The organism is Paenibacillus lacisoli, from assembly GCF_030580655.1.
Taxonomy (GTDB): domain Bacteria; phylum Bacillota; class Bacilli; order Paenibacillales; family Paenibacillaceae; genus Paenibacillus; species Paenibacillus lacisoli.
Map to the genome: position 1 here is coordinate 159,957 of NZ_JAUQTB010000007.1, position 20,189 is coordinate 180,145.

The 20,189-nt window shown below is 47.0% G+C and carries 25 protein-coding genes and 1 pseudogene; 7 read left to right on the plus strand and 19 right to left on the minus strand.

Going from position 1 to position 20,189, the window contains the following annotated elements; all coding sequences use genetic code 11:
• Positions 1 to 17: 17 nt before the first annotated feature.
• Entirely contained in the window at positions 18 to 1,319 is a 1,302-nt protein-coding gene (melA, locus tag Q5741_RS13905) for an alpha-glucosidase/alpha-galactosidase (RefSeq protein ID WP_305024699.1), read from the minus strand.
• Between the two features lie 164 nt (positions 1,320 to 1,483).
• Here melA and Q5741_RS13910 point away from each other — a divergent pair, with 164 nt between their 5' ends.
• The 3 genes from Q5741_RS13910 to Q5741_RS13920 all read left to right on the plus strand — a co-directional run bounded on the left by Q5741_RS13910 (position 1,484) and on the right by Q5741_RS13920 (position 3,322).
• Entirely contained in the window at positions 1,484 to 2,347 is an 864-nt protein-coding gene (locus tag Q5741_RS13910; RefSeq protein ID WP_305024700.1) for a helix-turn-helix domain-containing protein, read from the plus strand.
• 125 nt (positions 2,348 to 2,472) lie between these two features.
• Positions 2,473 to 2,820 (plus strand): winged helix-turn-helix transcriptional regulator, encoded by a 348-nt coding sequence (locus tag Q5741_RS13915; RefSeq protein WP_305024701.1) that lies wholly within the window; start codon positions 2,473 to 2,475, stop codon positions 2,818 to 2,820.
• 160 nt (positions 2,821 to 2,980) lie between these two features.
• Positions 2,981 to 3,322 carry a putative quinol monooxygenase gene (locus Q5741_RS13920; RefSeq protein ID WP_305024702.1) on the plus strand — a complete coding sequence of 114 codons (342 nt, stop codon included), beginning with the start codon at positions 2,981 to 2,983 and terminating at the stop codon, positions 3,320 to 3,322.
• A gap of 213 nt (positions 3,323 to 3,535) precedes the next feature.
• On the opposite strand, the gene Q5741_RS13925 is transcribed toward Q5741_RS13920, so the two are convergent.
• The 4 genes from Q5741_RS13925 to Q5741_RS13940 form a co-directional block, all read right to left on the minus strand.
• Entirely contained in the window at positions 3,536 to 4,126 is a 591-nt protein-coding gene (locus Q5741_RS13925) for a chloramphenicol phosphotransferase CPT family protein (protein ID WP_305024736.1), read from the minus strand.
• Between the two features lie 139 nt (positions 4,127 to 4,265).
• Complete coding sequence (locus tag Q5741_RS13930) at positions 4,266 to 4,754, minus strand: NUDIX hydrolase (RefSeq protein ID WP_305024703.1); 489 nt, start codon at positions 4,752 to 4,754, stop codon at positions 4,266 to 4,268.
• A 251-nt stretch (positions 4,755 to 5,005) separates the two neighbouring features.
• Positions 5,006 to 5,578: a zeta toxin family protein gene (locus tag Q5741_RS13935; RefSeq protein WP_305024704.1), complete on the minus strand. Its 573-nt coding sequence runs from the start codon at positions 5,576 to 5,578 to the stop codon at positions 5,006 to 5,008.
• 2 nt (positions 5,579 to 5,580) lie between these two features.
• The gene (locus tag Q5741_RS13940; RefSeq protein ID WP_305024705.1) at positions 5,581 to 5,769 is read right to left on the minus strand and encodes a hypothetical protein; all 189 of its coding nucleotides are present in this window, start codon (positions 5,767 to 5,769) and stop codon (positions 5,581 to 5,583) included.
• A 382-nt stretch (positions 5,770 to 6,151) separates the two neighbouring features.
• On the opposite strand from Q5741_RS13940, the gene Q5741_RS13945 reads away from it, so the two are divergent.
• Entirely contained in the window at positions 6,152 to 6,520 is a 369-nt protein-coding gene (locus tag Q5741_RS13945; RefSeq protein WP_305024706.1) for a VOC family protein, read from the plus strand.
• Between the two features lie 288 nt (positions 6,521 to 6,808).
• Here Q5741_RS13945 and Q5741_RS13950 read toward each other — a convergent pair.
• The 4 genes and pseudogenes from Q5741_RS13950 to Q5741_RS13965 form a co-directional block, all read right to left on the minus strand.
• Positions 6,809 to 6,973 (minus strand): annotated as a pseudogene (locus Q5741_RS13950) (DinB family protein); the annotation flags it as partial.
• An 84-nt stretch (positions 6,974 to 7,057) separates the two neighbouring features.
• Positions 7,058 to 7,876: an alpha/beta fold hydrolase gene (locus Q5741_RS13955; protein WP_305024707.1), complete on the minus strand. Its 819-nt coding sequence runs from the start codon at positions 7,874 to 7,876 to the stop codon at positions 7,058 to 7,060.
• Between the two features lie 213 nt (positions 7,877 to 8,089).
• The gene (locus tag Q5741_RS13960; protein WP_305024708.1) at positions 8,090 to 8,626 is read right to left on the minus strand and encodes a GNAT family N-acetyltransferase; all 537 of its coding nucleotides are present in this window, start codon (positions 8,624 to 8,626) and stop codon (positions 8,090 to 8,092) included.
• Positions 8,627 to 8,741: 115 nt separating this feature from the next.
• Positions 8,742 to 9,284 carry a TetR/AcrR family transcriptional regulator gene (locus Q5741_RS13965; RefSeq protein ID WP_305024709.1) on the minus strand — a complete coding sequence of 181 codons (543 nt, stop codon included), beginning with the start codon at positions 9,282 to 9,284 and terminating at the stop codon, positions 8,742 to 8,744.
• 188 nt (positions 9,285 to 9,472) lie between these two features.
• Here Q5741_RS13965 and Q5741_RS13970 point away from each other — a divergent pair, with 188 nt between their 5' ends.
• The 3 genes from Q5741_RS13970 to Q5741_RS13980 are packed head-to-tail and all read left to right on the plus strand — an operon-like array spanning position 9,473 to position 11,588.
• Positions 9,473 to 10,228 carry a carboxymuconolactone decarboxylase family protein gene (locus Q5741_RS13970; protein ID WP_305024710.1) on the plus strand — a complete coding sequence of 252 codons (756 nt, stop codon included), beginning with the start codon at positions 9,473 to 9,475 and terminating at the stop codon, positions 10,226 to 10,228.
• Positions 10,229 to 10,284: 56 nt separating this feature from the next.
• The gene (locus Q5741_RS13975; protein WP_305024711.1) at positions 10,285 to 11,148 is read left to right on the plus strand and encodes an aldo/keto reductase; all 864 of its coding nucleotides are present in this window, start codon (positions 10,285 to 10,287) and stop codon (positions 11,146 to 11,148) included.
• A 26-nt stretch (positions 11,149 to 11,174) separates the two neighbouring features.
• Complete coding sequence (locus Q5741_RS13980) at positions 11,175 to 11,588, plus strand: cupin domain-containing protein (protein ID WP_305024712.1); 414 nt, start codon at positions 11,175 to 11,177, stop codon at positions 11,586 to 11,588.
• A gap of 94 nt (positions 11,589 to 11,682) precedes the next feature.
• Here the strand turns inward: Q5741_RS13980 and Q5741_RS13985 are convergent, their stop codons facing one another.
• The 10 genes from Q5741_RS13985 to Q5741_RS14030 all read right to left on the minus strand — a co-directional run bounded on the left by Q5741_RS13985 (position 11,683) and on the right by Q5741_RS14030 (position 20,189).
• Complete coding sequence (locus Q5741_RS13985) at positions 11,683 to 12,147, minus strand: DinB family protein (protein WP_305024713.1); 465 nt, start codon at positions 12,145 to 12,147, stop codon at positions 11,683 to 11,685.
• 73 nt (positions 12,148 to 12,220) lie between these two features.
• The gene (locus Q5741_RS13990; protein WP_305024714.1) at positions 12,221 to 12,640 is read right to left on the minus strand and encodes an RDD family protein; all 420 of its coding nucleotides are present in this window, start codon (positions 12,638 to 12,640) and stop codon (positions 12,221 to 12,223) included.
• A gap of 77 nt (positions 12,641 to 12,717) precedes the next feature.
• Positions 12,718 to 13,365, minus strand: coding sequence for a pyroglutamyl-peptidase I (gene pcp / locus Q5741_RS13995; RefSeq protein ID WP_305024715.1), 648 nt, complete (start codon positions 13,363 to 13,365; stop codon positions 12,718 to 12,720).
• A gap of 69 nt (positions 13,366 to 13,434) precedes the next feature.
• Positions 13,435 to 13,926, minus strand: a complete 492-nt coding sequence (locus tag Q5741_RS14000; protein ID WP_305024716.1) for a GNAT family N-acetyltransferase — start codon at positions 13,924 to 13,926, stop codon at positions 13,435 to 13,437.
• Positions 13,927 to 13,939: 13 nt separating this feature from the next.
• Positions 13,940 to 14,512 carry a histidine phosphatase family protein gene (locus Q5741_RS14005; protein ID WP_305024717.1) on the minus strand — a complete coding sequence of 191 codons (573 nt, stop codon included), beginning with the start codon at positions 14,510 to 14,512 and terminating at the stop codon, positions 13,940 to 13,942.
• Positions 14,509 to 14,901: a YunG family protein gene (locus Q5741_RS14010; RefSeq protein WP_305024718.1), complete on the minus strand. Its 393-nt coding sequence runs from the start codon at positions 14,899 to 14,901 to the stop codon at positions 14,509 to 14,511. The genes Q5741_RS14005 and Q5741_RS14010 overlap by 4 nt, the downstream gene beginning before the upstream one ends.
• 205 nt (positions 14,902 to 15,106) lie before the next feature.
• Positions 15,107 to 16,438, minus strand: a complete 1,332-nt coding sequence (locus tag Q5741_RS14015; protein WP_305024719.1) for an MBL fold metallo-hydrolase — start codon at positions 16,436 to 16,438, stop codon at positions 15,107 to 15,109.
• Positions 16,435 to 18,114: an ABC transporter permease gene (locus tag Q5741_RS14020; protein WP_305024720.1), complete on the minus strand. Its 1,680-nt coding sequence runs from the start codon at positions 18,112 to 18,114 to the stop codon at positions 16,435 to 16,437. Before Q5741_RS14020 ends, Q5741_RS14015 begins: the two co-directional genes overlap by 4 nt.
• Before the next feature lies 1 nt (position 18,115).
• On the minus strand, positions 18,116 to 19,177 hold the full coding sequence (locus tag Q5741_RS14025) for an ABC transporter substrate-binding protein (RefSeq protein WP_305024721.1): 1,062 nt from the start codon (positions 19,175 to 19,177) through the stop codon (positions 18,116 to 18,118).
• 34 nt (positions 19,178 to 19,211) lie between these two features.
• The gene (locus Q5741_RS14030; protein WP_305024722.1) at positions 19,212 to 20,189 is read right to left on the minus strand and encodes an ABC transporter ATP-binding protein; all 978 of its coding nucleotides are present in this window, start codon (positions 20,187 to 20,189) and stop codon (positions 19,212 to 19,214) included.

The window sequence follows — 20,189 nt, forward strand, 5'->3', positions numbered from 1 at the left end:
GCTCTCGTAGTAATTCCTTAACTAAAGACGGGCAGCCATTCTCCATGGGCTTCAATCAGTTCATCACAGAGTGCAACAATATCATCCAGAGACAATTCAGCAGCCGTATGTGGATCAAGCATCGCTGCATGGTAAATATGCTCCCGTTTTCTCGAAACTGCCGCTTCGATCGTCAGCAGTTGAGTATTGATATTTGTTCTGTTCAAAGCTGCTAATTGAGGAGGAAGATCTCCGATATACGTTGGGCTGATCCCATTACCGTCGACCAGGCAAGGTACCTCCACGCATGCCTCATTTGGCAGATTGGTAATTAATCCGGTGTTCAGCACATTTCCTCCAATAGTATAGGGTTTGTTCGTCTCCATCGCTTCAATAATATAGGATGCATATTCATGCGATCGCTGATGCTCCAGATGCGGGTTGCCGACAAACTCATCTCTCATTCGTGTCCAGTTCTCAATCTGCTCAACACAACGCCGAGGATACTCATCCAAAGGAATATTTAATTTCTCAATAAGCTCAGGATAGTTTCTTTTAATAAAATAAGGATGATACTCCGCATTATGTTCAGATGATTCCGTGACATAGTAGCCAAAACGATTCATGAGTTCGAATCTCACCATGTCATTATGCTTACCTTCCCGCTGCTTCTGCAGAGCTCTTTTCTTAATTTCGGGATACAAATCCACCCCGTCTCGGGATACTTCTAACAGCCAGGCCATATGGTTGATACCTGCAATCCGGGATTGAACGCCTTCATAGTCCATGCCTAATGACTCCAAAAGGTGCGGCACACAAACCTGCACGCTATGGCACAAACCTACGGTTTTCACTCCGGCATGCCGGCTCATATAATGGGTCAACGCTGCCATCGGGTTTGTATAATTCAGAAATAAAACATCTGGACAAACCTCCTGGATATCTGCGGCGAACTCCTCCAGAACCGGTATCGTACGCAGATTCCGAAAAATTCCGCCGATTCCCACCGTATCAGCAATCGTTTGTCTCAGCCCATACTTTTTGGGTATTTCAAAATCCGTAATCGTACATGGATCATACCCGCCAACCTGAATGGCATTGATGGCATATTTGGCGCCGCGCAATGCTTCTTTACGATCGGTATATGCCTTTATGTCGCATTTACTTCCAGATGTCGCACGAATATTATTTAGCATAACCTCAGATTCTTTAAGCCGCTCTGCATTAATATCGAATAAAGCGATCTCAAAATCTTGGATGGCTGGTGTTAATAAACAGTCACCAAGTACATTTTTAGCAAAAACGGTGCTTCCGGCTCCTAAAAAGACGATTTTATTCACTTCCAACACGCTCCTCTTGTTCATTTCCCCGTGCTGCTCATGAGGTTTATATTTCTTACTATAAAATCAGAGCAGCAGTTTGAGGATGGAACATTGCCATTCATATATGGAGATTTGTAGTATTATTATATGAGAATCTATGCTATACCAAAGGAGAGGACATGATGGAAAATCCGGAACATTATGCGTTCAGAGTACAGATCAATCCTTATTTATTAAATGCTGAACTGAATGTTACCTTTGCCGGTGCAGCAAGACCGCATCCTCGCCATAAGGTCGGGCCGGCCGTTCATAATTACATATTGATTCATAGTGTAGATCAGGGACATGGTACGTTCGAATGGCAGAGGAAGAAGCGTCGTCTGGGTCCAGGAGATATTTTCATTATCTTTCCAGGAGTTCTATTTAGCTACGAGGCCGATCATGCGGAACCATGGTCATACCGTTGGGTGGCCCTTCAAGGCCGGCGCGTTACAGAAATGCTTGAAAGCATTGGAGTTACCATAACAGACCCTGTTATCCGAGGTGCAGATCCTGCCTATGTGGCCGGCATCCTTGAAACGATAGAACATGAATTGGAATGTAAATCAGGCGAGATTATTACAACCTTGGCTGCTGATGGCTGGTTTCGCATCCTCCTGGCGGAATTCGCACGCTTGAATGCCAATAAACTGCATTACTCTTCAGCAGATATGGTTACAGATTCTGAACGCGCAGTAGAACAAGCCATCAGATGGTTCCAAACGCAATATATGCAGCCTATATCCATTGATCAGTTGGCGACTTCTCTTGGCTACCACCGCACACACTTTACCAAAGTGTTCAAACAGCTCACCAGTCTATCTCCCAAGCAGTACATCAATCAGGTGCGTATGGAAAGAGCCAAAGAGTTATTGAATACCAACATAAGTATTGAGCAGGTCGGAAACTCCTGCGGCTTTTCTGATCCTTTGTATTTTTCAAAGCAATTCAGAAAATGGACCGGCGAATCACCAACTCACTATCGAAATGGTTTGAAACAGTCTTAACCTTCGGACGAATATATTAGACTCAAGTTTCCCGTTAGTAGACAGAATATATAACAAGATATACGGATTTAATCAAGGCATGTACTATACTAATCAAAGATTAAATCAAGGATGGTGTTTTTACATTGAAAACTTTTTATTGTGATCTGGAAATAACGTTAGATGTCATTGGCGGAAAGTGGAGACCTCTTATTCTGTATTACTTAATAAAAAGTCCTAAACGAACCAGCGAATTAAAAAGACTGATACCATCAATTTCTCAAAAAATGTTAATTCAGTCGTTGCGTGAGTTGGAGAGTAATCATTTGATTATAAGAAAAATGTACAATCAAGTCCCACCAAAAGTGGAATATGAAATATCAGAAATAGGTATGTCACTCGAACCAACTTTGCGAGCTCTTTGTGACTGGGGCCAAAATTATGCAGAGAAGACATTGAACAAAGATGAATATCAGAGATTAAATGTAGAATAGAAATAAATTCTTACATCAACTTATACTTGTCATCATCACTATTATTACTTTTTAGTTACTATATAACTTAAAAGTGCGTACTATTCTAAAAGTGAAACATAGTACATAATGAGACCTGTGAAAGGAATAAAATACAAATTAATACTAGGAGTGTGTAACAATGTCAACAAGCAACAGTCAAATAATTCTCAACATTCGCTTTAAAGTTAAACTTGGTAAAAAAGAAACTTTCCGTGAAAGCCTATTTGCATTGATTAGCAATTTCAAAAGTGAACCTTCTTTTGTCAATGCTATCGTCTCCGATGATCTTGATAATCCTGATGATCTTGTCATCTATGAAATCTGGCGTGGAACTAGAGAAAGCTGGATTCAAAATGAACTTACTAAACCTTATCGTGCTGAATACGAAGGTGCCCTTACGAACCTTATTGATGATAGAATCGTAAGTTGGCTTGAACCAGTCGGTGAATGGGGTAGTACTCTTACGAATGTCAGACGTTAAATTCGTAATTCATGGTGAGAGGAATCAATACTGCAGATGGTTGATATTAAACTGTGCTGTGGGATTAATAAATACAGAAATCTGAAAACCCATAAAGATTGGCCCTAACAAACGCACATCTGTCCACTTATACGCTGTAGGAATGCAAAAATCCCGCATTATATGCGGGATCGAACAGCCGTTGTATGTATTAAAACCTGGGAAACTCGCCTCCTATGAAACCGTAATCTCTCTTTTACTTAATTTCTTATACGCAGAGCAATCCTGACCGGAATTAATAAAACTTAATATTCTATCGGCACATTCTGCCGGATTCAGCTGTTCTGTATTTACTTCAAGGTCATATTCATGAAAGGAATAAACTTTGTCGAACTGGGCACTTGCTAATCCAATCATTCGATCTCCTCTTAGCTGTTCTCTTCTTGTAAGTTCTTCTTTCGAGCATAATACACCTACAAACAGCATTGGATAATCGAAAAGCAGATCATGGCAATCATTAAACCACTTGTCATTATCGATCACGGTGTCGACGATGACATTCAAGCCCAGTTCTGAAAACAATTTGATGGTTGCAAAATACACGGAGGCAATGGGACCAAAAAGGATTTGCCCAAGATCTTCTACTTCTCTGGTAGGTTCAATATCTGGAAATTTCTTATCGATAAAATCATCGTAACCACCTAAAAATTCATCTATAGATAAATGATGAAATGGAACCTCTTTCTGTTTTTGTAGCTCCTTAGAAATACTAGTCTTCCCTGAACTTGAAGTTCCGTTCAAATACACGATAAGTCCCTGCTTCAAACGAATCACCCTCACTTATAAGATTTGCCTTTCATTCAGCCCGCCAAACTTTTAGTTGTATAATGCTTCCATGGCTCGGATCTTTGAATCATGTTCATTCATTTCACATTCGACTACCACCTTATCACTCTCGGTACAATTAAACTTTCCTTTGAAGCCTGACATTAAATTCTGTCGTTGTCGCAGTGACATACTCCATATAGTTTACAGAGCCGTTAAAGTTCAAATAAGCTTCATAACGTTTGCGGATTCCCGGCAAAGTAATTAAATCCAGAACACCTTCCTTTGGAACCCACCTGCATTCGCTCGTTTCATTAGAGGTAGCTAACTCTCCACCCACAGCTTTACACACAAAATCAAACATGACCTTGGTAGGGACATCAGTCACACCGTCATACCACTTATGGATGGCTGTATTTGAAACAACACTAATTAAATGGCTAACCGCAGCGTCGATTCCACTTTCTTCTTTAATCTCACGAATCACGCCATCAATCAGGTTTTCTCCGACTTCAGTTATGCCACCAGGATACACCCAACCATCATCATGGGCTTTTACTAAAAGGATATTTCCAGCTCCATCTTCTACAATTCCGCCTGCGGATACAATATGTGTCGGGAACGCCATTTGGCAACCTCCAAATTAGGGTATTTGTATAATTATTCCACATATTTCTCGTAATTCCCTGCTTTTGCGATTTTTTTAAGAGATGTACTTACAACCAACTTGAACGAATCTGCCCGATAGCTTTATGCTGCGGCTGCAGTTTAATACTTTATATAGGCATTACGATAAAATGAGAAAAAACCCGCTTTCAGTGAAAAGAAAGCGGGTTTTACTTATGCGAACAAATGAATGCCAACTGATAGCGAAAGAAATTAACGCTGAAGAGCCTGATCAAGCCAGTAAGGCCGATAAAGCGATTGTTCGGTTACAACACCATTTTCCATGACAAGTAACGTTTTGAGCATACGATCACTATTATCCATCACAACACCATAGTCGGAGAGGGACAGGGCTTCTTTAAGATTTTTTAAAGAAGCATCATAACGCCGAAGGATGTCAGGACTGTCAATATGGTGACCTCCTTCTATAACACGGGTGCGTACACGGTCAATATGCATCTGCACATCTTGCAGCCCGATGTAGTAGAAGTAGACACGATAGCTCTTCGCTTTTGCTTCCCGCATCCGTTTCAGATAAAAGTCACTGGAGAGGGTCGTTTCCACGGCAAAATTTACTTCTTTATCGAGACACTCCCTAATCGCCTTTAAGGCAAGTTTGCCCGCCGAAAGATCTGCTTTACGTGGGTTCTCGGGGTTGAGCGACCTTGCAAAGACATCTGGATTGATCAGGTTATCGAAGGTTTCACCAAAATGTTCAATTAAGGTTGATTTGCCGGCGCCGTTGCAGCCTGCAAATAGGGTAAGCTCAGGCATACTGGCCTCCACATTTATATTTTGTAGTCCACTTTTTCTCCATTTGAGTCAATGATTTGAACAAATCGATCTCCGTTTGGCTCCTGACGAATGCGTTTGCCATTTTCAAAATAGAAAATGGGAGCTTCAGATTGTTTTGCCTTTTCTTGAACCGACACAACGATTGTTTTAAAAATACTCTTTAATTCTTCCGAAGTTTTCATGAAACGAAGCACCACCAATCAACATACTTACTTTACTGCTCCCAGTATAACACAACCATTCTATGTGTATTCAGTCATCAGTTATCTGCGAACCCAAGATTATTTGCCTCATAAGAACGTTCAATCAGTTGAACCAACCTGATCTGATCCTCATCAAATGCCCATGCATGGAAAATAGCAGCAATCCCTTCATTCACCGCTTGTTGAAAGAATTGAAGCGATTCAGCTAATTCGTGATATCCCCTATACTGCTCACGGCTTGCAAAACCGATTAAGAGAAGAAATCGAAAAAATGAAAAACTGCTGCTGACACACTGTTGGCAGTAGGGGGCTTATATAATCAAGACATAAACAACCCATATACAGAGGAGGACATTATATTATGTCAGCAATTGGACCCGACTTCATTTCACTTCAAGTGAGTAATCTTGAAGGCTCTGCGGAATTCTATCAAAACTATCTCGGACTGGTTCGCTCACAGGCAGGACCACCTCATGCTGTGGTCTTTGAAACCAAGCCTATTGCCTTTGCTCTTCGTGACCTAATACCAGGTACAGAACTCGGCTCAGGTACTCAGCCTGGACTTGGTGTTGCTCTGTGGCTTTATGCCCCTAATTCCCAAGAAATCCACGACAAGCTTGTAGCTGCAGGTGTGAAGATTACATCGGCACCAATAGATGGACCCTTCGGGCGAACCTTTACATTTGCCGACCCAGACGGCTACCTAATTACCCTTCACAGTAAAGCCTAATACACAAACGGTACACTAGTCATTAATGAATCGTTTTAGCAATTCCTTTAAGAAAAACCGTCGGGAACACCTGACGGTTCTTTTAAATTAACAAAGTGATAATAAACTATTCATCGGATTGAGTCCCTGAGCAATACACTATTGTATCCTGTTAAACGCTCCTGTCCCTTGCTCAGTCATATCTACGTTCTTCCATAAGATTCAGGCTGGTCATTCGTAAATTGCAATTTGCATAAAAAAGCTGCCTAAACGGCAGCTCTGATTCACAAAAAACACCTTGAGATATATCTATCTGACAAAGGTAATAAAGTCAACGCCGGTTGGTTCATTGCCATCTGCTCGCAGCCGGGAGTTAATCTGTCCTCGATGATACTGACCATGTAATGCTACATGGGTTAGAATATCCCCTACAGAATCTTCAAACGCTGTTCCTTTACTATTGGTGTAGGAAATGAAGCCTGGCGCTATTTTAATTTGATCTGTATACAAGGCATTCATAGCAGCCGACCTCCTGGGCCCTTAGTCCCCAGACTCCAGCTAAAAGCCGGATTCTGTTACTCTTTCAAGCCAATCACATATAAGGGACTCGAATAACTGGGCCTGTTCGATCTGAAGATTATGACCTGCCCGATCCAGAACAGCAAAGGTTGCTCTTGGATAATGATCTAAAATCCTAAAAGCATCCACGTAACCAACAACTGCATCCTGTCGTCCTAGGGTGAATACCGTTGGTTTATCGAATACGAATTCATCTACATTAGCGGAAAATGAATATCTTTCTTGAATATGATCAAGAAACTCGTAGTCAGCGATCTTACAACCTGACACGATCTCATCGGTATACCTCTTCCAATTGTACTCATTAAGAACAACTTGATTTGCGCTAAAATCGTTTCTCTGCTCTTCGCTTAAGGTGTCCATAAATTCGCGGTCACAATGGATGACGGCATGCTCGGGAACGATTCTTCTACGGTGTTCAGGGATAATTAACGGACAGATCAGTGCAGCTCCGCCAATACGATCTTTATGTCTATGAATGATACCTCTTGTAATATAACCGCCGTATGATTCGCCTGCTATGAGATAATCCTGATCCGGGACCATCGTTTCAATAAAATCCAGAACGGCCTCCAGCATATCATCTGAACTATGTATTTGATCGTAATCCTTGGTGTGCCCCATACCTGGCAGGTCAATATAGATACGGCGCCAACCGGGAATATGTTGAAATATCGGTTCCATACACCCGCTCATCAACCGATGGTCTGGTGAAAAACCATGAATCATGATCACCGGTTTTCCTTCGCCGATTTCCTCGTAATAGATATTAGCCTTCTTGACTTTACAATATGGCATACAGAGTCCTCCAATTTTAGCTATCCGTCAATGTACTTGTCCTAATGCTTTCTTTTTCATTGGATCTTAATTATATACCTATGTATTATATAAGTACAGAACGTAGGTTCTCATCCTGGTTTCTGAAGATATTCACAGCATAGCCCCAGCCTTCGAATGAACATAAAAAATTCCCACCGTTTATCCGCTGGTGAGAATTATAGATGAAAGCCACTAGCTGCCTGGATTAAGGATCGCAAGCACTTGATGATCTTCCCATTTTCCATTAATGTGAACATTCTTTTGGGCAACGCCTTCTTTATGGAACCCGGCTTTCTCCAGCACCCGAATTGATGCGATGTTATGCGTCATGGCCCCTGCTTCAATACGATGTAATTTTAATTCGTAAAATCCATACTCAACAATCTGCCGTACAGCTTCTGTCGTATAGCCTTTACCGTTATATTTTTGATCTAAGTCGTAACCAATAAATGCACTTTGAAGAGGGCCCCTCATTACTTGAAAGAGGCTGACCGTTCCCACTAACAGATCGTTATCGTTCGTAAAGATTCCAAAATCGTAGGCCTGGTCATTCTGCCTGGCTTCGGTCTGCTTTTGAATACGTGTCAGCATGCTTTCCATCGTGTAATAGTCGGGAGTACGAGTCGGCGAGTAGCGTTCAAAAAACTCCCGGTTCTCTTCCTGCAGCTTCAGCAGCCCAGGCGCATCCTCGACGGTTAATTCTCGAATATGTATGTTATTGCTTTTCATGGTAAGTGGTCCCTCCTGCCTGTTCGTTTATCCTTTCACTCTATAATACTCTTAAAAGCTAGTATAACAAAAAACAGCAGCTTAAAGAGCAGCCTGATGGCTGCCCTGCCCTCAATTAAAAGTTTCGATCTAATAAAATCCCCACCTGCTCTGCTACTATTTCCGAAGGTTCTGATAAACCTTGATTGATCCACGCAATCACAATTTCTACAATGGCAGCACCAAAAAATTTAACAATCAAATCCTTGCTTAAACCATGATTGATCCCTTCCTCTTTCACTTCTCCCTCCAGCTCTTCCATAACAAATTCAAGGAAACGACTGCGGAAAACAGAAGCACCTTTGCTGGCTAATATTGTAGAGAAGAAAGAATCATGCTTCTCAAAGTACTCAAACCAGATCAAATTTCCCTCTGCAAAGCTTAAATCATCTGCATCTCTGCACAATATTTTCAGTTCATGAATATGTTCCTCGATTAATTTATTTAATATATCAAATTTATCCATGTAATGATCATAAACGGTTCTTCGGCCGACATTCGCTCTGTCCGAAATATCTTGTATCGTCATCTGATCAAAGTTTCTTTCAGCCATCAGCTCGATAAAAGCCTTTTTAATTGCCGTCTGAGACCTTTGTGCTCTTCGATCCATCTTAATCATTTTAAGTTCACCAAGCTTTCTGTAAGACTTCACGTACATTTTTGCAGGACTGTGCGGTAACGCACGAATCACAACATTCTGATTATTGAACACCTCATTTTTTCATTTTAATATTATACACAGATGTGCGGTAACGCATCAATATGCGCATATCCTTACGGGAATAAAATACTGCAGGAGGTGAAAGGATGGATCGAATAGAGAAAAGCGCAGAAAAATTCAGACAGCTATTCGGCGAACAGGCCCCTGCCGCTCACGATACAGATCCTGATTTTCAGGATATTCTGAGCCGCTTTACTCATGGGGAAATTTTCCACCAAGGAAATCTAGACGATAAGCAGCGCGGGCTGATTACTCTGGTCGTTCTTGCAGCTAACCCCACGCTCCCTCAACTCAAAGAAAATGTTCGTGCTGCACTTCGAGTTGGTGTAGAACCTGTAGAGATTAAAGAAGCTGTCTATCAATGTGCTCCTTATATCGGATTTCCTAAAACATTAAATGCCATCCATGAAGTCAATGAGGCTTTCAAGGCCAACCATATTTCGTTACCCGTTGAAAGCCAAGCAAAGGTGAACGAGACAACTCGTTTGGATGAAGGATTTGCTGTGCAGGTACAGATATTTGGCAATGTAATCAAAGAAATGAAAGAGAATATGCCGGTAAATCAAAAGCACATCCAGGATTATCTATCTGCTTTTTGCTTTGGGGATTTCTATACTCGCGGCGGCCTAAACCTGAAAGCTCGTGAGCTGTTGACATTATGCATCATCCTTACTTTAGGCGGTGCTGAAAATCAGGTGCGCTCCCATGTTCAGGGTAACTCTAACGTAGGAAACAGCAAAGATACCCTGATCAGTGCCGTTACTCATTGCCTTCCCTATGTCGGATTCCCAAGGACACTGAATGCATTAGCGTGTATAAATGAAGTTCTTCCTGAGAATTAGGAAAAGATAACAAGAATAAGTCTAATAAATGAAAAAAATACAAAGGAGACAAATACATGTTTAACGATACTGTCAAACTAGCAAACGGGATAGAAATTCCGAAATTAGGCCTTGGCACTTGGCTGCTCGACGATAAGCAGGCGGCGCAAGCGGTGCAGGATGCGCTTGCGATCGGATACCGTCATATCGATACCGCCCAGGCCTATATGAACGAAGCTGGAGTAGGTGAGGGGGTCCGTTCCAGCGGCGTTCCAAGAGAGGAGCTTTTCATTACGACCAAGATTGCTGCAGAAGCAAAAAATGATGACGCAGTACAACAGTCTATTGATGCATCCCTAGCAAAACTGGGACTGTCTTATATCGACCTTCTAATTATCCATAGTCCCCAGCCTTGGCAGGAATTCCGTACGGATAAACGTTATTTTGAAGAGAACAAAGAAGTTTGGAGAGCCCTGGAGGATGCTTATCACGCAGGTAAAGTAAAGGCTATCGGTTTGTCTAATTTTCTTCAGGATGACATAGAGAATATTCTGGCAAGCTGTGAGATTAAACCTGTGATCAATCAGATATTGGCCCATGTGAGCAGCACGCCGTTCGAGCTGATCGAGTTCTGCCAAAACAATGACATCGTCATCGAGGCCTACTCCCCCATTGCACACGGCGCTGTGCTTAATCATGAGAGAATGAAAGCCATCGCTGACAAGTATGGAGTATCCGTGCCTCAGCTGTGCCTGCGTTATGATCTCCAGCTTGGACTCGTGGTCATTCCGAAGACGGCAAATCCAGACCACATGAGAATCAATGCAGAACTTGATTTTGTGATCAGTGAAGCAGATATGGAGACTTTGAAAAATATAGAACCTCTTGAGAGCTACGGCGAACACAGCTACTTCCCGGTATTTGGCGGAAAGTTGAAATGAATATATAAAAGGATGGAGGAATCCGGATGGCTAAACATGAAGAAGTCAAAAACGGAGTTATTTTTCCGATAGGCGAAAGAAACGAAGCATACGCACCATTTTTCGTTGGACAAAGTTATCTGCAGACCTTGATCGCTGACCCAAAAGTGGCTGTCGGTGTAGGCAATGTGACCTTCGAGCCTGGATGCAGAAATAACTGGCATATTCATCGTAACGGCTTTCAGCTGCTTTTAGTCACGGGTGGTGAAGGCTGGTACCAGGAAGAGGGTCAAGATGCCCAATTCTTAAAAGCCGGTGACGTTGTAGTTACCCATGATGGGGTTAAACACTGGCATGGCGCTGCCAAAGACAGCTGGTTCGAACATATCGCCATTACAGCAGGAACACCGGAGTGGCTGGAGCCCGTATCCGATGAAGAATATAGCAATATTAATCATTGAATTCTCCTAGCCCTGTTTGACAGGGCTAATTTTTCATTTTCCTTATTATCAAAGGCAGACCTCTTAGGTCTGCCTCTCTTTGTGAAGAAATATTTTACTGTTGTACAATCCGGGCCATGGCCTTGACCATACCTTCATGGGAACCGTCATGATAAGCAACCAGTTCGAACAGGTTCTGAATCGTTTCAGCCTTGGCAAAATTCTCTTTCACCGCAACTGCGCTATCCATCCGGGAACCAAAAGTTTCACGGGCATGAACAACCTGCTGTTGAAGGCGGCTCACCACATCTTCCCATGCTGGCGGCTGGCCCGTCCAGTCGGCCGGCTTGGTTCCGGGTCCAAAGAAAGCTGCATATTCTTTGGGAAGCTCCGATGGCTGACCGCCAAACCCGTACAGAATACTTTCTGCAACAGCAACTACATGACCAAGCTGCCAATGGATACTGTTATTGAATCCTGCAGGAACCATGGTTCTCTGCTCCTCGGTCAGGGATTCTGCCGCCTTCAGCATGCTCTGGCGGGATTTCCCCATTAAAGCAATATTAAATTGATCTGACATAAGCTGATTCCTCCTGGTGTTAGACACAGAGCCTTCATGATTCCCTGTGGTTTTGTTGTTGACGTGTACCCGCTCAAGCTTCATCCCGTACCACCTCTGTGCCGGCAATGAAATCATGGATGCTGCGGTTATCTTCACGCACAACCACCATAATAACACTAATAATAAGTGCAACGCCAAATGTGACTGCATAAATCAATCCGCCAACGATGACACGCAGGATCATGGTGCCAAAGCCGGGGGGCTCGCCGTCAAGTCTGCGAATCCGGACACCTACAAACCGTTTACCGATCGTCCGGCCTGCCCAAAAAACAGGAACCACGATTTCGTAGACCACGTCCAAGCTTCGTGTAAACCAATCTTGATCATCGTTAGAGCCAAACAAAATAACACTTAAAATTGACAAAGGAACCCCGATGATAAGACCATCCAGAAGCACAGCTCCCAGCCTTCTCCAAAAACCTACCGTATACATAATCTTATTCCCTTTCATCGTACTGCAGTTCATGACTGGCAGATAACTGCATCAATATATGCGCTGTTACAGCAGCCCAGACTTTATCCCTTGCGTTACAACTGGCAGGCTGCCCGCGTCTCCCAGGCTGTTCTCGTTGACTCAATGATCAGCTTCAGCCCCCGCAGCAGCATATCATAGGGCAGGGATGGCAGGGACGGTTTATCCGCCGCCATGTCCGATGAAGCCGGAACATGCACAAAGCCTGCCAGCACGGGCAGCTGGTGACGCCGGATATAATTCAGCACAGCATACATCGTATTGTTGCAGATATAGGTGCCTGCCGTATTGGAGACGGCAGCCGGAATCCCCGCTGCCTGAAGGCGGCTCACCATGTCACGAACCGGAAGCCCGCTGAACAGCCCGTCGGGCCCGTCCGGATCTATCGGTTCGTCCTGCGGCCTTGTTCCCCGGTTATCCGGATAAGAGGCATCTGGTGCGATATCCTTGACATTGATTGCAATCCGTTCCGGTGTAATCGAAGTACGGCCTGCTGCCAATCCGCATGAGATGATGACATCAGGCTGGAACTTTTCAACGGCTTGTAACAGAATTTCAGCACATTCATCAAAATAAACGGGAAGCAGGACCGTCCGGATGTCCACACCCGTTATGCTCGCGGCAGCCATATCCTGCATCAGCTGCTCGGTTGGATTCACCTTCATTCCTCCAAAGGGCTCGAAGCCTGACAATAATAGTTTCATAAGACCATCCCCTTTATGCACTTCTCATTCCATCACAGCTCTACAATCTGCATTGAATCCTGTCCTGCACTACACATCAGCCAGCATCGTGATCGAGGTACTCATCCACCCCACCCGCCGAAACCCAAAACGCTGATAGAGCGATACAGCAGGAATATTATTCGGATCTACGCTTAACGACACCTGCTTAACCCCCTGCCGCCGAAGCTCTTCGAGAAGCCGACTCATCAGGGCTTTACCTATCCCCTGCCCGCGGTATTCAGGCAGCAGTGCCATACCCATCTCCGGTATATCCTCAGCCACGAAGCCAAAGCCCTGCTGCTGCTCTGTAAAATACCGGCTTGTGATCGCACCGACAACCTGGCCTTCTTTCTGCTCAGCGACCAGGCCCAGGTCGCCTTTACGCCCCCAGTCTTTCATGTATTTGGCGATCATTGGATCTTTCAGGATTTCCCTGCTGAACGGAGCTTCTCCTTCCGGTATATACATAGACTGGTACAGCATTTCCCACAGAAACGGGATATCTTTATCTTCCGCCATGCGGATTTGACAGACTTCCATTCCATCACCCTCTCTAAGTGGTATGCTGCGCGGACCAGAGCCGCTGGACATCAGTCAACCGGCCAGCTGCAAAAGTAAGCTTGTAAATGTCCGGCATCGTGGTGGAGAGCCAAAATGAATAGTCATAGCGGCTGTCCCACTTGTTCATCATCAAGGTCATAATGTCACCGTGCGTGCCTGCTGCGACGGTCTGTCCCTCATACTGCTGAAGCACCTGTTCCATCGCATCCACTGCTCTGGCCTGCGCCTCAGCGCTGGATTCTCCTTCAGGCAGCTTGAGCGTGTAATCCATATAAACGGCCTGTTTGGCTGCGTGAAAAGACCGCTGCTCCAGCTGTCCGATCTTGCGTTCCCGCAAATCTTCAATTAGCGTAATGTCCTTGCCTCTTTGCTGTGCAAGAGGTCGTATCGTATCCACTGCCCGTGCATAGGGACTGGATACAAAACCATGAACCGGCTCATGCTGCAGCACAGCCATCACCTGCTGCGCATCCTGTGTTCCCCGGGCAGATAGGCCCCGTGTACGTTCAGCGTGTTCAATGTAAGGGGAATCGGCATGGCGGATCAGAATAAGCTGTGTATTCATAAAGCAGCCCTCCTCTTCAAGGCATGGATGCAGAGCTCAAAACGTTCTGTCAGCGTCTGATATTGCTGCGCATTCGTATCGCTGTAAGCTTCTTCCCGGTTCGATTCCAGATGTTCATACACCGGAATCCGATCAAACTGTGAAGCAGTAAAATCCAAGATCTCGCCGTCTATACGGTTATAATAATGCCAGCTGTTCTCCATACTAGTCCTGTGAATATCGCCGCCCAGCCAATCCTGAACGACCAAGGACGTAACTCCGCAGTGGCCTGCAGCCGGATTCTCTTGCGTCCATTTACTGCTGGACTGCAGGCTCCAAGCACAAAAGAGAGCATCCTGCACTTGCTGCACCGTCAGCTTCCAACTTTGCTCATTTTCTCTATGCATCATGATTGTGCCTCTCCATTCCTTCTGCCCTGAGCGGGCACAAAGCATCCATCCTATTTCCTTAAAATGGGTTACACAAACATATATTGAATTAAATCAAACTATAGAAGATTTGTAAATCAAGACTGCATGCAAATTGGTAAAGACTGCAGCATAAAAAATCCCCTGACAGCATGGAGCTGACAAGGGATTCAGTGAATCTATGATTCTATGATTCTTCCAGAGCTACTATGGCCCCAGGCTCAAGCGAAGAGAGCCCTTCATATCCTTCGGCAGACAGCCGGGCAACGACCCGGTCGGTCTCTGCCTGGGGAGCGTGAACCAGTACGGTATGCCTGCTCGGAACTTCCTGCAGCATGACACGAACATCATCCATACCCTGATGAATTTTGTAACCCAGCTGCAGAACCTCACAGCCAGCCCCTTCCGTCTCTTCACTCAGCAGCCTGCGGGCGAATGTCCCGTGACTGGCATGGCCTGTAATAACGATAGCATGCTGACTTGCTGAAGCCAGACGCTCCGCATACCAGCGTGCGCGGGGCGACTCCATCATTCCATCTGTAGTGAAAATGATCAGCGGTTGACTCCCTTTAAGGAGGCGGAGCCGCTCCTCCGGACTACCCGGAACGCAGATGTCCCCTGAATGCATGGCTGCTTCAATCTGCAGGAGCGCCTCGGGCCGCAGCCAGTCAGACCAGACCACCATCTGCTGCAGGCCCTTCCAGATCTCCGGCTCGATCAGCAGCCGCTGGCCGGGGAATTGCTTCAGGGCCCACACAACAAGGTCCTGTCCCCTGCCAAAAGCCGGGACCGGCAGCAGCAGGTGTCCTCCCCGCTCCTGCGTCTTCAGGATGAACCTCCGGAGCTCGGCAAGCTTCTGCCGCTGGGACTCCTCATCTGTTCCATACGCGTTATCCACAATGGACAGAGACAGCGGCTCTCTAAGAACGGGGGCAGAAGCACCTGAGAAGTCCGTCCCCTCCCCCAGCACCTGCGGCCCATCTGCCTCCAGCAGAGCCGATTCCCGGCTGTAATCGCCTGAGAAGAAGATGCCGTGACGCTCCATCTGCAGCCGGAGCCAGACAGAACCGAGCATATGACCGCTGCGGCCCCATTGCAGCTCCAGCTGGTTGCCGAGCTTGAGCCATTCTCCTGCAGGTCCTTCCTCCTCCAGGTAACGGAAACGGAGAGCCTGAATATCCGATTCGTCGTACGGCAGCTCCCCGCCTCTGCCTGACACATAACGGTTCCAGCTGGCAAAATACAATTCCAGCTGTGATGCCGTCGGCCGGGTCGTCCAGATCTCGCCCTTATAGCCGTACTTATAGAGCAGAGGTAATGCCATCGAGTGATCCTCGTGGGCATGGGACAAGAATACCGCAGTCAGCTGCGGAATCTGTTCCTCCTGCAGCAGCGGATACTGCCCGGTTCCTTCCTTCTTCACACCGCAGTCGAGCATGATCCGATGATGCTCTCCTGTCAGCACATAACAGGAGCGTCCATGCTCGCCCGCCCCGCCCCATACATGCAGCTGTATCATCGTGCATTTCGCCTTCTTCCAGGGCCCATAAATTCCAGAAGCATGAGCAGAAGCGTCGTCAAACCTACGGATACCACGGCCATAGCCATGCCCAGCGACACCTGCCCCTGCTCGAACTGGGCATAAATATAGGTTGCGGAGGTCTGCACGGAAGGCGGTAAAATAAGCAGCGATCCGACCAGCTCACGTGAAGCGATCGTAAAAGTCATCATCCATCCGGCCAGCATTCCTGGAATGATTAGAGGCAGCAGCACCTTGCGTCCGATATATGCCGGTTTCCCGCCGAAGACCTGTCCCGCCTGAAAGAGGGAAGGATCAATCTGGCTGAAGGCGCTTTTGACATACTGGACCGTATAAGGAACAAATAAAACGATATACGTCAGAATGACCATTCCATACGTGTTATACAGCGGAATTGGCATCCATGGCGAATTCCAGAGCAGAATCAGTCCGACGACCAGCACGATACCTGGGACGGTGTTCGGCAGCAGGCTGAAGAGGTCCGCGGTACGCTGCAGCCGGGTACGGGAACGCTGAATAACAACGGCAAACCAGGTACCGAGCAGCACGGCTATCGTGGAAGCCGCAAGCGACAGCCACAGACTATTCATTAGCGCCTCCATGCTTGGAGAATCCCAGGCAAGGAGCTCTTTGTAGAAATCAAGCGTAAAGTTATTCCATGCCAGTCCCACTCCGCGCAGTTTCATCGTGGAAGCCGCAATGATGGAGAAATAGGGAATGCCGATGGAGACGACCAGCAGCAGCAGGACGAAAATTCCCGCACTCCACTGCAGCCAGCTGCTGCTGCGCAGACGGGCACGGCGGACTCCCTTTCCTCCTACCAACCCGTAGGTATGCCTCCGGTTCAGAATCGATTGTCCGTACCAGACCAGCAGACAGGCAGTCAGTAAGACAGAGGACAACGAGGTAGCCTTGCCGAAATCAATCGGCCAGCTTGAAATGTATTTGTGAATTTCCGAAGTCATAACTTCATAGCCGATCCGTTTGCCGAACGTCACCGGGGTTCCGAATTCGGCAATCGTCTTGACGAAGACCAGCATGGCCCCCATTCCGAATGCAGACAGCAGGAGCGGGATTACAATCCGCCGGAAGCGGTAAGCGAACGGCGCTCCCATCACAGCGGCCGCTTCTTCCATATTACCGCCAATCCGCTCAAGAGCTCCCCGCAGCAGCAGGTACAGGAATGGGTAGAGATGAAGACTCATAATGGCGACCATGCCGCCGAATGAGAAAAAGGCGTTCCCGAGTCCGGCCAGTCCAGGAGCAAGCTGCTCCAGGTAGCCGTTCTTTTGCATGAACAGAATCCAGCCCATGGAACCGATGTAAGGCGGTGTCATGAAAGGGATCAGGAATACAATCTCTAGCCAGCGCCACCGCCCCAGACGGGTGTTCACCATCACCCAGGCCAGCGGCAGTGCCAGCACAGTGGTTCCGGCAATGACACATACTCCCAGCCAAATGGAAGCCAGCAGAACGCTCAGCATATCAGAATCAGCAATCGTGCGGAACGGGGCTGACCATTGCAGCTGCCCGTCCCGGTATACGCTTTGGATAAATATTTCGGCCAAGGGCACCACGATGAGAAGCACTAGTACCAGAAGAGCCAGGACCATCGACCAGGTTTTAAATTGACGCAGTGAATAATGATCGTTCATGTTATTTGAACAGCTTCGTGAATTTATCGGTTACCGCAGCACCCTGCTCACCCATCCAGTTCCAGTCCGTCTTGAGCAGCGGAATTCCGTCCAGATTGGCCCGGTTCTCAGCTTTGACATCCGTACGTCCCGGCAGAAGAGCCGCGTCGGATACAAGCTTTTGCGCGGAATCAGACAACAGGTAATCAATGAACGCTTTGGCATTCTCTTCGTGCTTGGTAGACTTCAGAATAGCAGCAGGGCGCGGACTGATCACCGTACCTTCCTTCGGATAGACGATATCAATAGGCTCGCCTTTGGCTTTCGCTTTGTAAGTCATATAGTCAACCGCACCGACTACCATGCTCTTCGCCCCCGTAATCACCGGATCGAGCGCTTCCTGATTAGCACCAGCCATGACGACACCATTCGCTTTGTACTGTTCGAACAGGGACCAGCCGCCTTCACCTTTATCACTGAGGTAACCGGTAATGAAGTCGAGCGCTGACCCGGACAGTGATGGGTCCGGAATATTAATCTGATCCTTAAACTCCGGCTTGGTCAGATCGCTCCAGGAGGCAGGAGGTGCAGTTACCAGCTTCGTGTTATATGCAATTCCTAACGCAGATGCGCTGGTACTGAAGTAGTTACCTTCAGCGTCAGACCAGTCCTTGTTCAGCTTGTCCGCATTTTTGGCTTCCGGGTAAGGAAGCGTCATGCCTTCCTTCTTCAGTCCCTGTGCTGACGGCAGAGATGCCAGAATGACAACATCGGCAACCGGATTGGATTTCTCAGCCTCCATACGCGCCAAGATTTTGCCTGTCGTGCCCTGGAAGGTCTCCACCTTGATGCCCGATTGTTCTTCGAATTGCTTGATCAGCTTGTTGGCCAGACCTTCCGGACCCGCAGTATAGACGGTCAATGTCTTGTCTGCAGGAGCAGTAGCCGCTGTGTTCTCTCCACCCGCAGGCGTCTTCTCCTCCGCAGCCTTGCTGCTTCCACATCCCGCCAGAGCGGCTCCTAACGTCAGGGCCAGCACCAGAGCGGCCCCTTTTCTCCATGGTTTACGTGTTGTACTCAACATGTTCTATTTCCCCCTTGATTATATTGGTTCCATCTCAAACGATCTGATTATGGTTCATCCGATGAATATGCTTGTCCTGGAGATATACGTTTACCTGATCCCCCTCACGCATTCGATCAGCGGCATAAGCAAGCCATGGTTCCGCCGTCTCAGCTGTCTTCAGCCTGATCTCATACCGGTCACCAACATAGCTGACTTGGGTCACCGTTCCCGCGTAGACCAGGTCTTCCTGTCCGCAGACTTCCAGGCTGAGATGCTCCGGTCTGAACATGGAGTGTCCATCAGCCAGCCAATTCGATTTCCCGATAAATCGGGCGACAAACGGATGTACGGGACGGCGGTAGATCTCTTCCGGTTCCCCCTTCTGGAGTACCTGTCCGCCTTGCATGACGATCACTTCATCCGACATGGACATCGCTTCGATCTGGTCATGTGTGACATACAGGGCAGTTAATCCCATCTCCCGTACCAGATACATCATCTCCAGCCTCATCTCATCACGCAGCACGGCATCCAGCGCACTCAGCGGCTCGTCGAACAGGACCAGACGCGGCTGAACGGCAATCGCTCTGGCAAAAGCTACCCGCTGCTGCTGACCGCCGGAGAGCTGATGCGGAAAACGATTTTCCATCCCGGTCAGCCTGACCTTCTCCAGCGCTTCCATCACCCTGCTCTTCAGTCCTTCCCTGCGTCCCGCAGCCCGCAGTCCGAAAGCCACGTTCTCGAAGACGGTCATATGAGGCCACAGTGCAAAGTCCTGGAATACCATTCCGAAGCCGCGCCGATGCGGCGGCACCTCGACACCTTTGCCATACAAAAGTTCATCTCCGAAGGAAATGCTTCCGGTATCCGGCCGCTCCAGGCCGGCGATCATCCGCAAAAGTGTCGTTTTGCCGCAGCCGGAAGGGCCGAGCAGGGTTGTAAATTTCCCCTGGCGGATCGTCAGGTCGGTCGGAAGCAGCGCAGCGCTGCCGCCAAAGCTTTTGCCAAGGCCGCGTATGTTCAAATCCAT

Excerpts from the sequence above, each read along its gene's own strand:
- Q5741_RS13920 (WP_305024702.1), top strand. The coding sequence starts at position 2,981 with ATGTCAACAAGCAACAGTCAAATAATTCTCAACATTCGCTTTAAAGTT.
- Q5741_RS13980 (WP_305024712.1), top strand. The coding sequence starts at position 11,175 with ATGGCTAAACATGAAGAAGTCAAAAACGGAGTTATTTTTCCGATAGGC.
- Q5741_RS14000 (WP_305024716.1), bottom strand. The coding sequence starts at position 13,926 with ATGGAAGTCTGTCAAATCCGCATGGCGGAAGATAAAGATATCCCGTTT.
- pcp (WP_305024715.1), bottom strand. The coding sequence starts at position 13,365 with ATGAAACTATTATTGTCAGGCTTCGAGCCCTTTGGAGGAATGAAGGTG.
- Q5741_RS14015 (WP_305024719.1), bottom strand. The coding sequence starts at position 16,438 with ATGATACAGCTGCATGTATGGGGCGGGGCGGGCGAGCATGGACGCTCC.
- Q5741_RS14010 (WP_305024718.1), bottom strand. The coding sequence starts at position 14,901 with ATGATGCATAGAGAAAATGAGCAAAGTTGGAAGCTGACGGTGCAGCAA.
- Q5741_RS13960 (WP_305024708.1), bottom strand. The coding sequence starts at position 8,626 with ATGAAAAGCAATAACATACATATTCGAGAATTAACCGTCGAGGATGCG.
- Q5741_RS13955 (WP_305024707.1), bottom strand. The coding sequence starts at position 7,876 with ATGCCATATTGTAAAGTCAAGAAGGCTAATATCTATTACGAGGAAATC.
- Q5741_RS13975 (WP_305024711.1), top strand. The coding sequence starts at position 10,285 with ATGTTTAACGATACTGTCAAACTAGCAAACGGGATAGAAATTCCGAAA.
- Q5741_RS14025 (WP_305024721.1), bottom strand. The coding sequence starts at position 19,177 with ATGTTGAGTACAACACGTAAACCATGGAGAAAAGGGGCCGCTCTGGTG.
- Q5741_RS13940 (WP_305024705.1), bottom strand. The coding sequence starts at position 5,769 with ATGAAAACTTCGGAAGAATTAAAGAGTATTTTTAAAACAATCGTTGTG.
- Q5741_RS13965 (WP_305024709.1), bottom strand. The coding sequence starts at position 9,284 with ATGATTAAGATGGATCGAAGAGCACAAAGGTCTCAGACGGCAATTAAA.
- Q5741_RS13910 (WP_305024700.1), top strand. The coding sequence starts at position 1,484 with ATGGAAAATCCGGAACATTATGCGTTCAGAGTACAGATCAATCCTTAT.
- Q5741_RS14020 (WP_305024720.1), bottom strand. The coding sequence starts at position 18,114 with ATGAACGATCATTATTCACTGCGTCAATTTAAAACCTGGTCGATGGTC.
- Q5741_RS13970 (WP_305024710.1), top strand. The coding sequence starts at position 9,473 with ATGGATCGAATAGAGAAAAGCGCAGAAAAATTCAGACAGCTATTCGGC.
- Q5741_RS13945 (WP_305024706.1), top strand. The coding sequence starts at position 6,152 with ATGTCAGCAATTGGACCCGACTTCATTTCACTTCAAGTGAGTAATCTT.
- Q5741_RS14005 (WP_305024717.1), bottom strand. The coding sequence starts at position 14,512 with ATGAATACACAGCTTATTCTGATCCGCCATGCCGATTCCCCTTACATT.
- Q5741_RS13930 (WP_305024703.1), bottom strand. The coding sequence starts at position 4,754 with ATGGCGTTCCCGACACATATTGTATCCGCAGGCGGAATTGTAGAAGAT.
- Q5741_RS13985 (WP_305024713.1), bottom strand. The coding sequence starts at position 12,147 with ATGTCAGATCAATTTAATATTGCTTTAATGGGGAAATCCCGCCAGAGC.
- Q5741_RS13990 (WP_305024714.1), bottom strand. The coding sequence starts at position 12,640 with ATGAAAGGGAATAAGATTATGTATACGGTAGGTTTTTGGAGAAGGCTG.
- Q5741_RS14030 (WP_305024722.1), bottom strand. The coding sequence starts at position 20,189 with ATGGATTTGAACATACGCGGCCTTGGCAAAAGCTTTGGCGGCAGCGCT.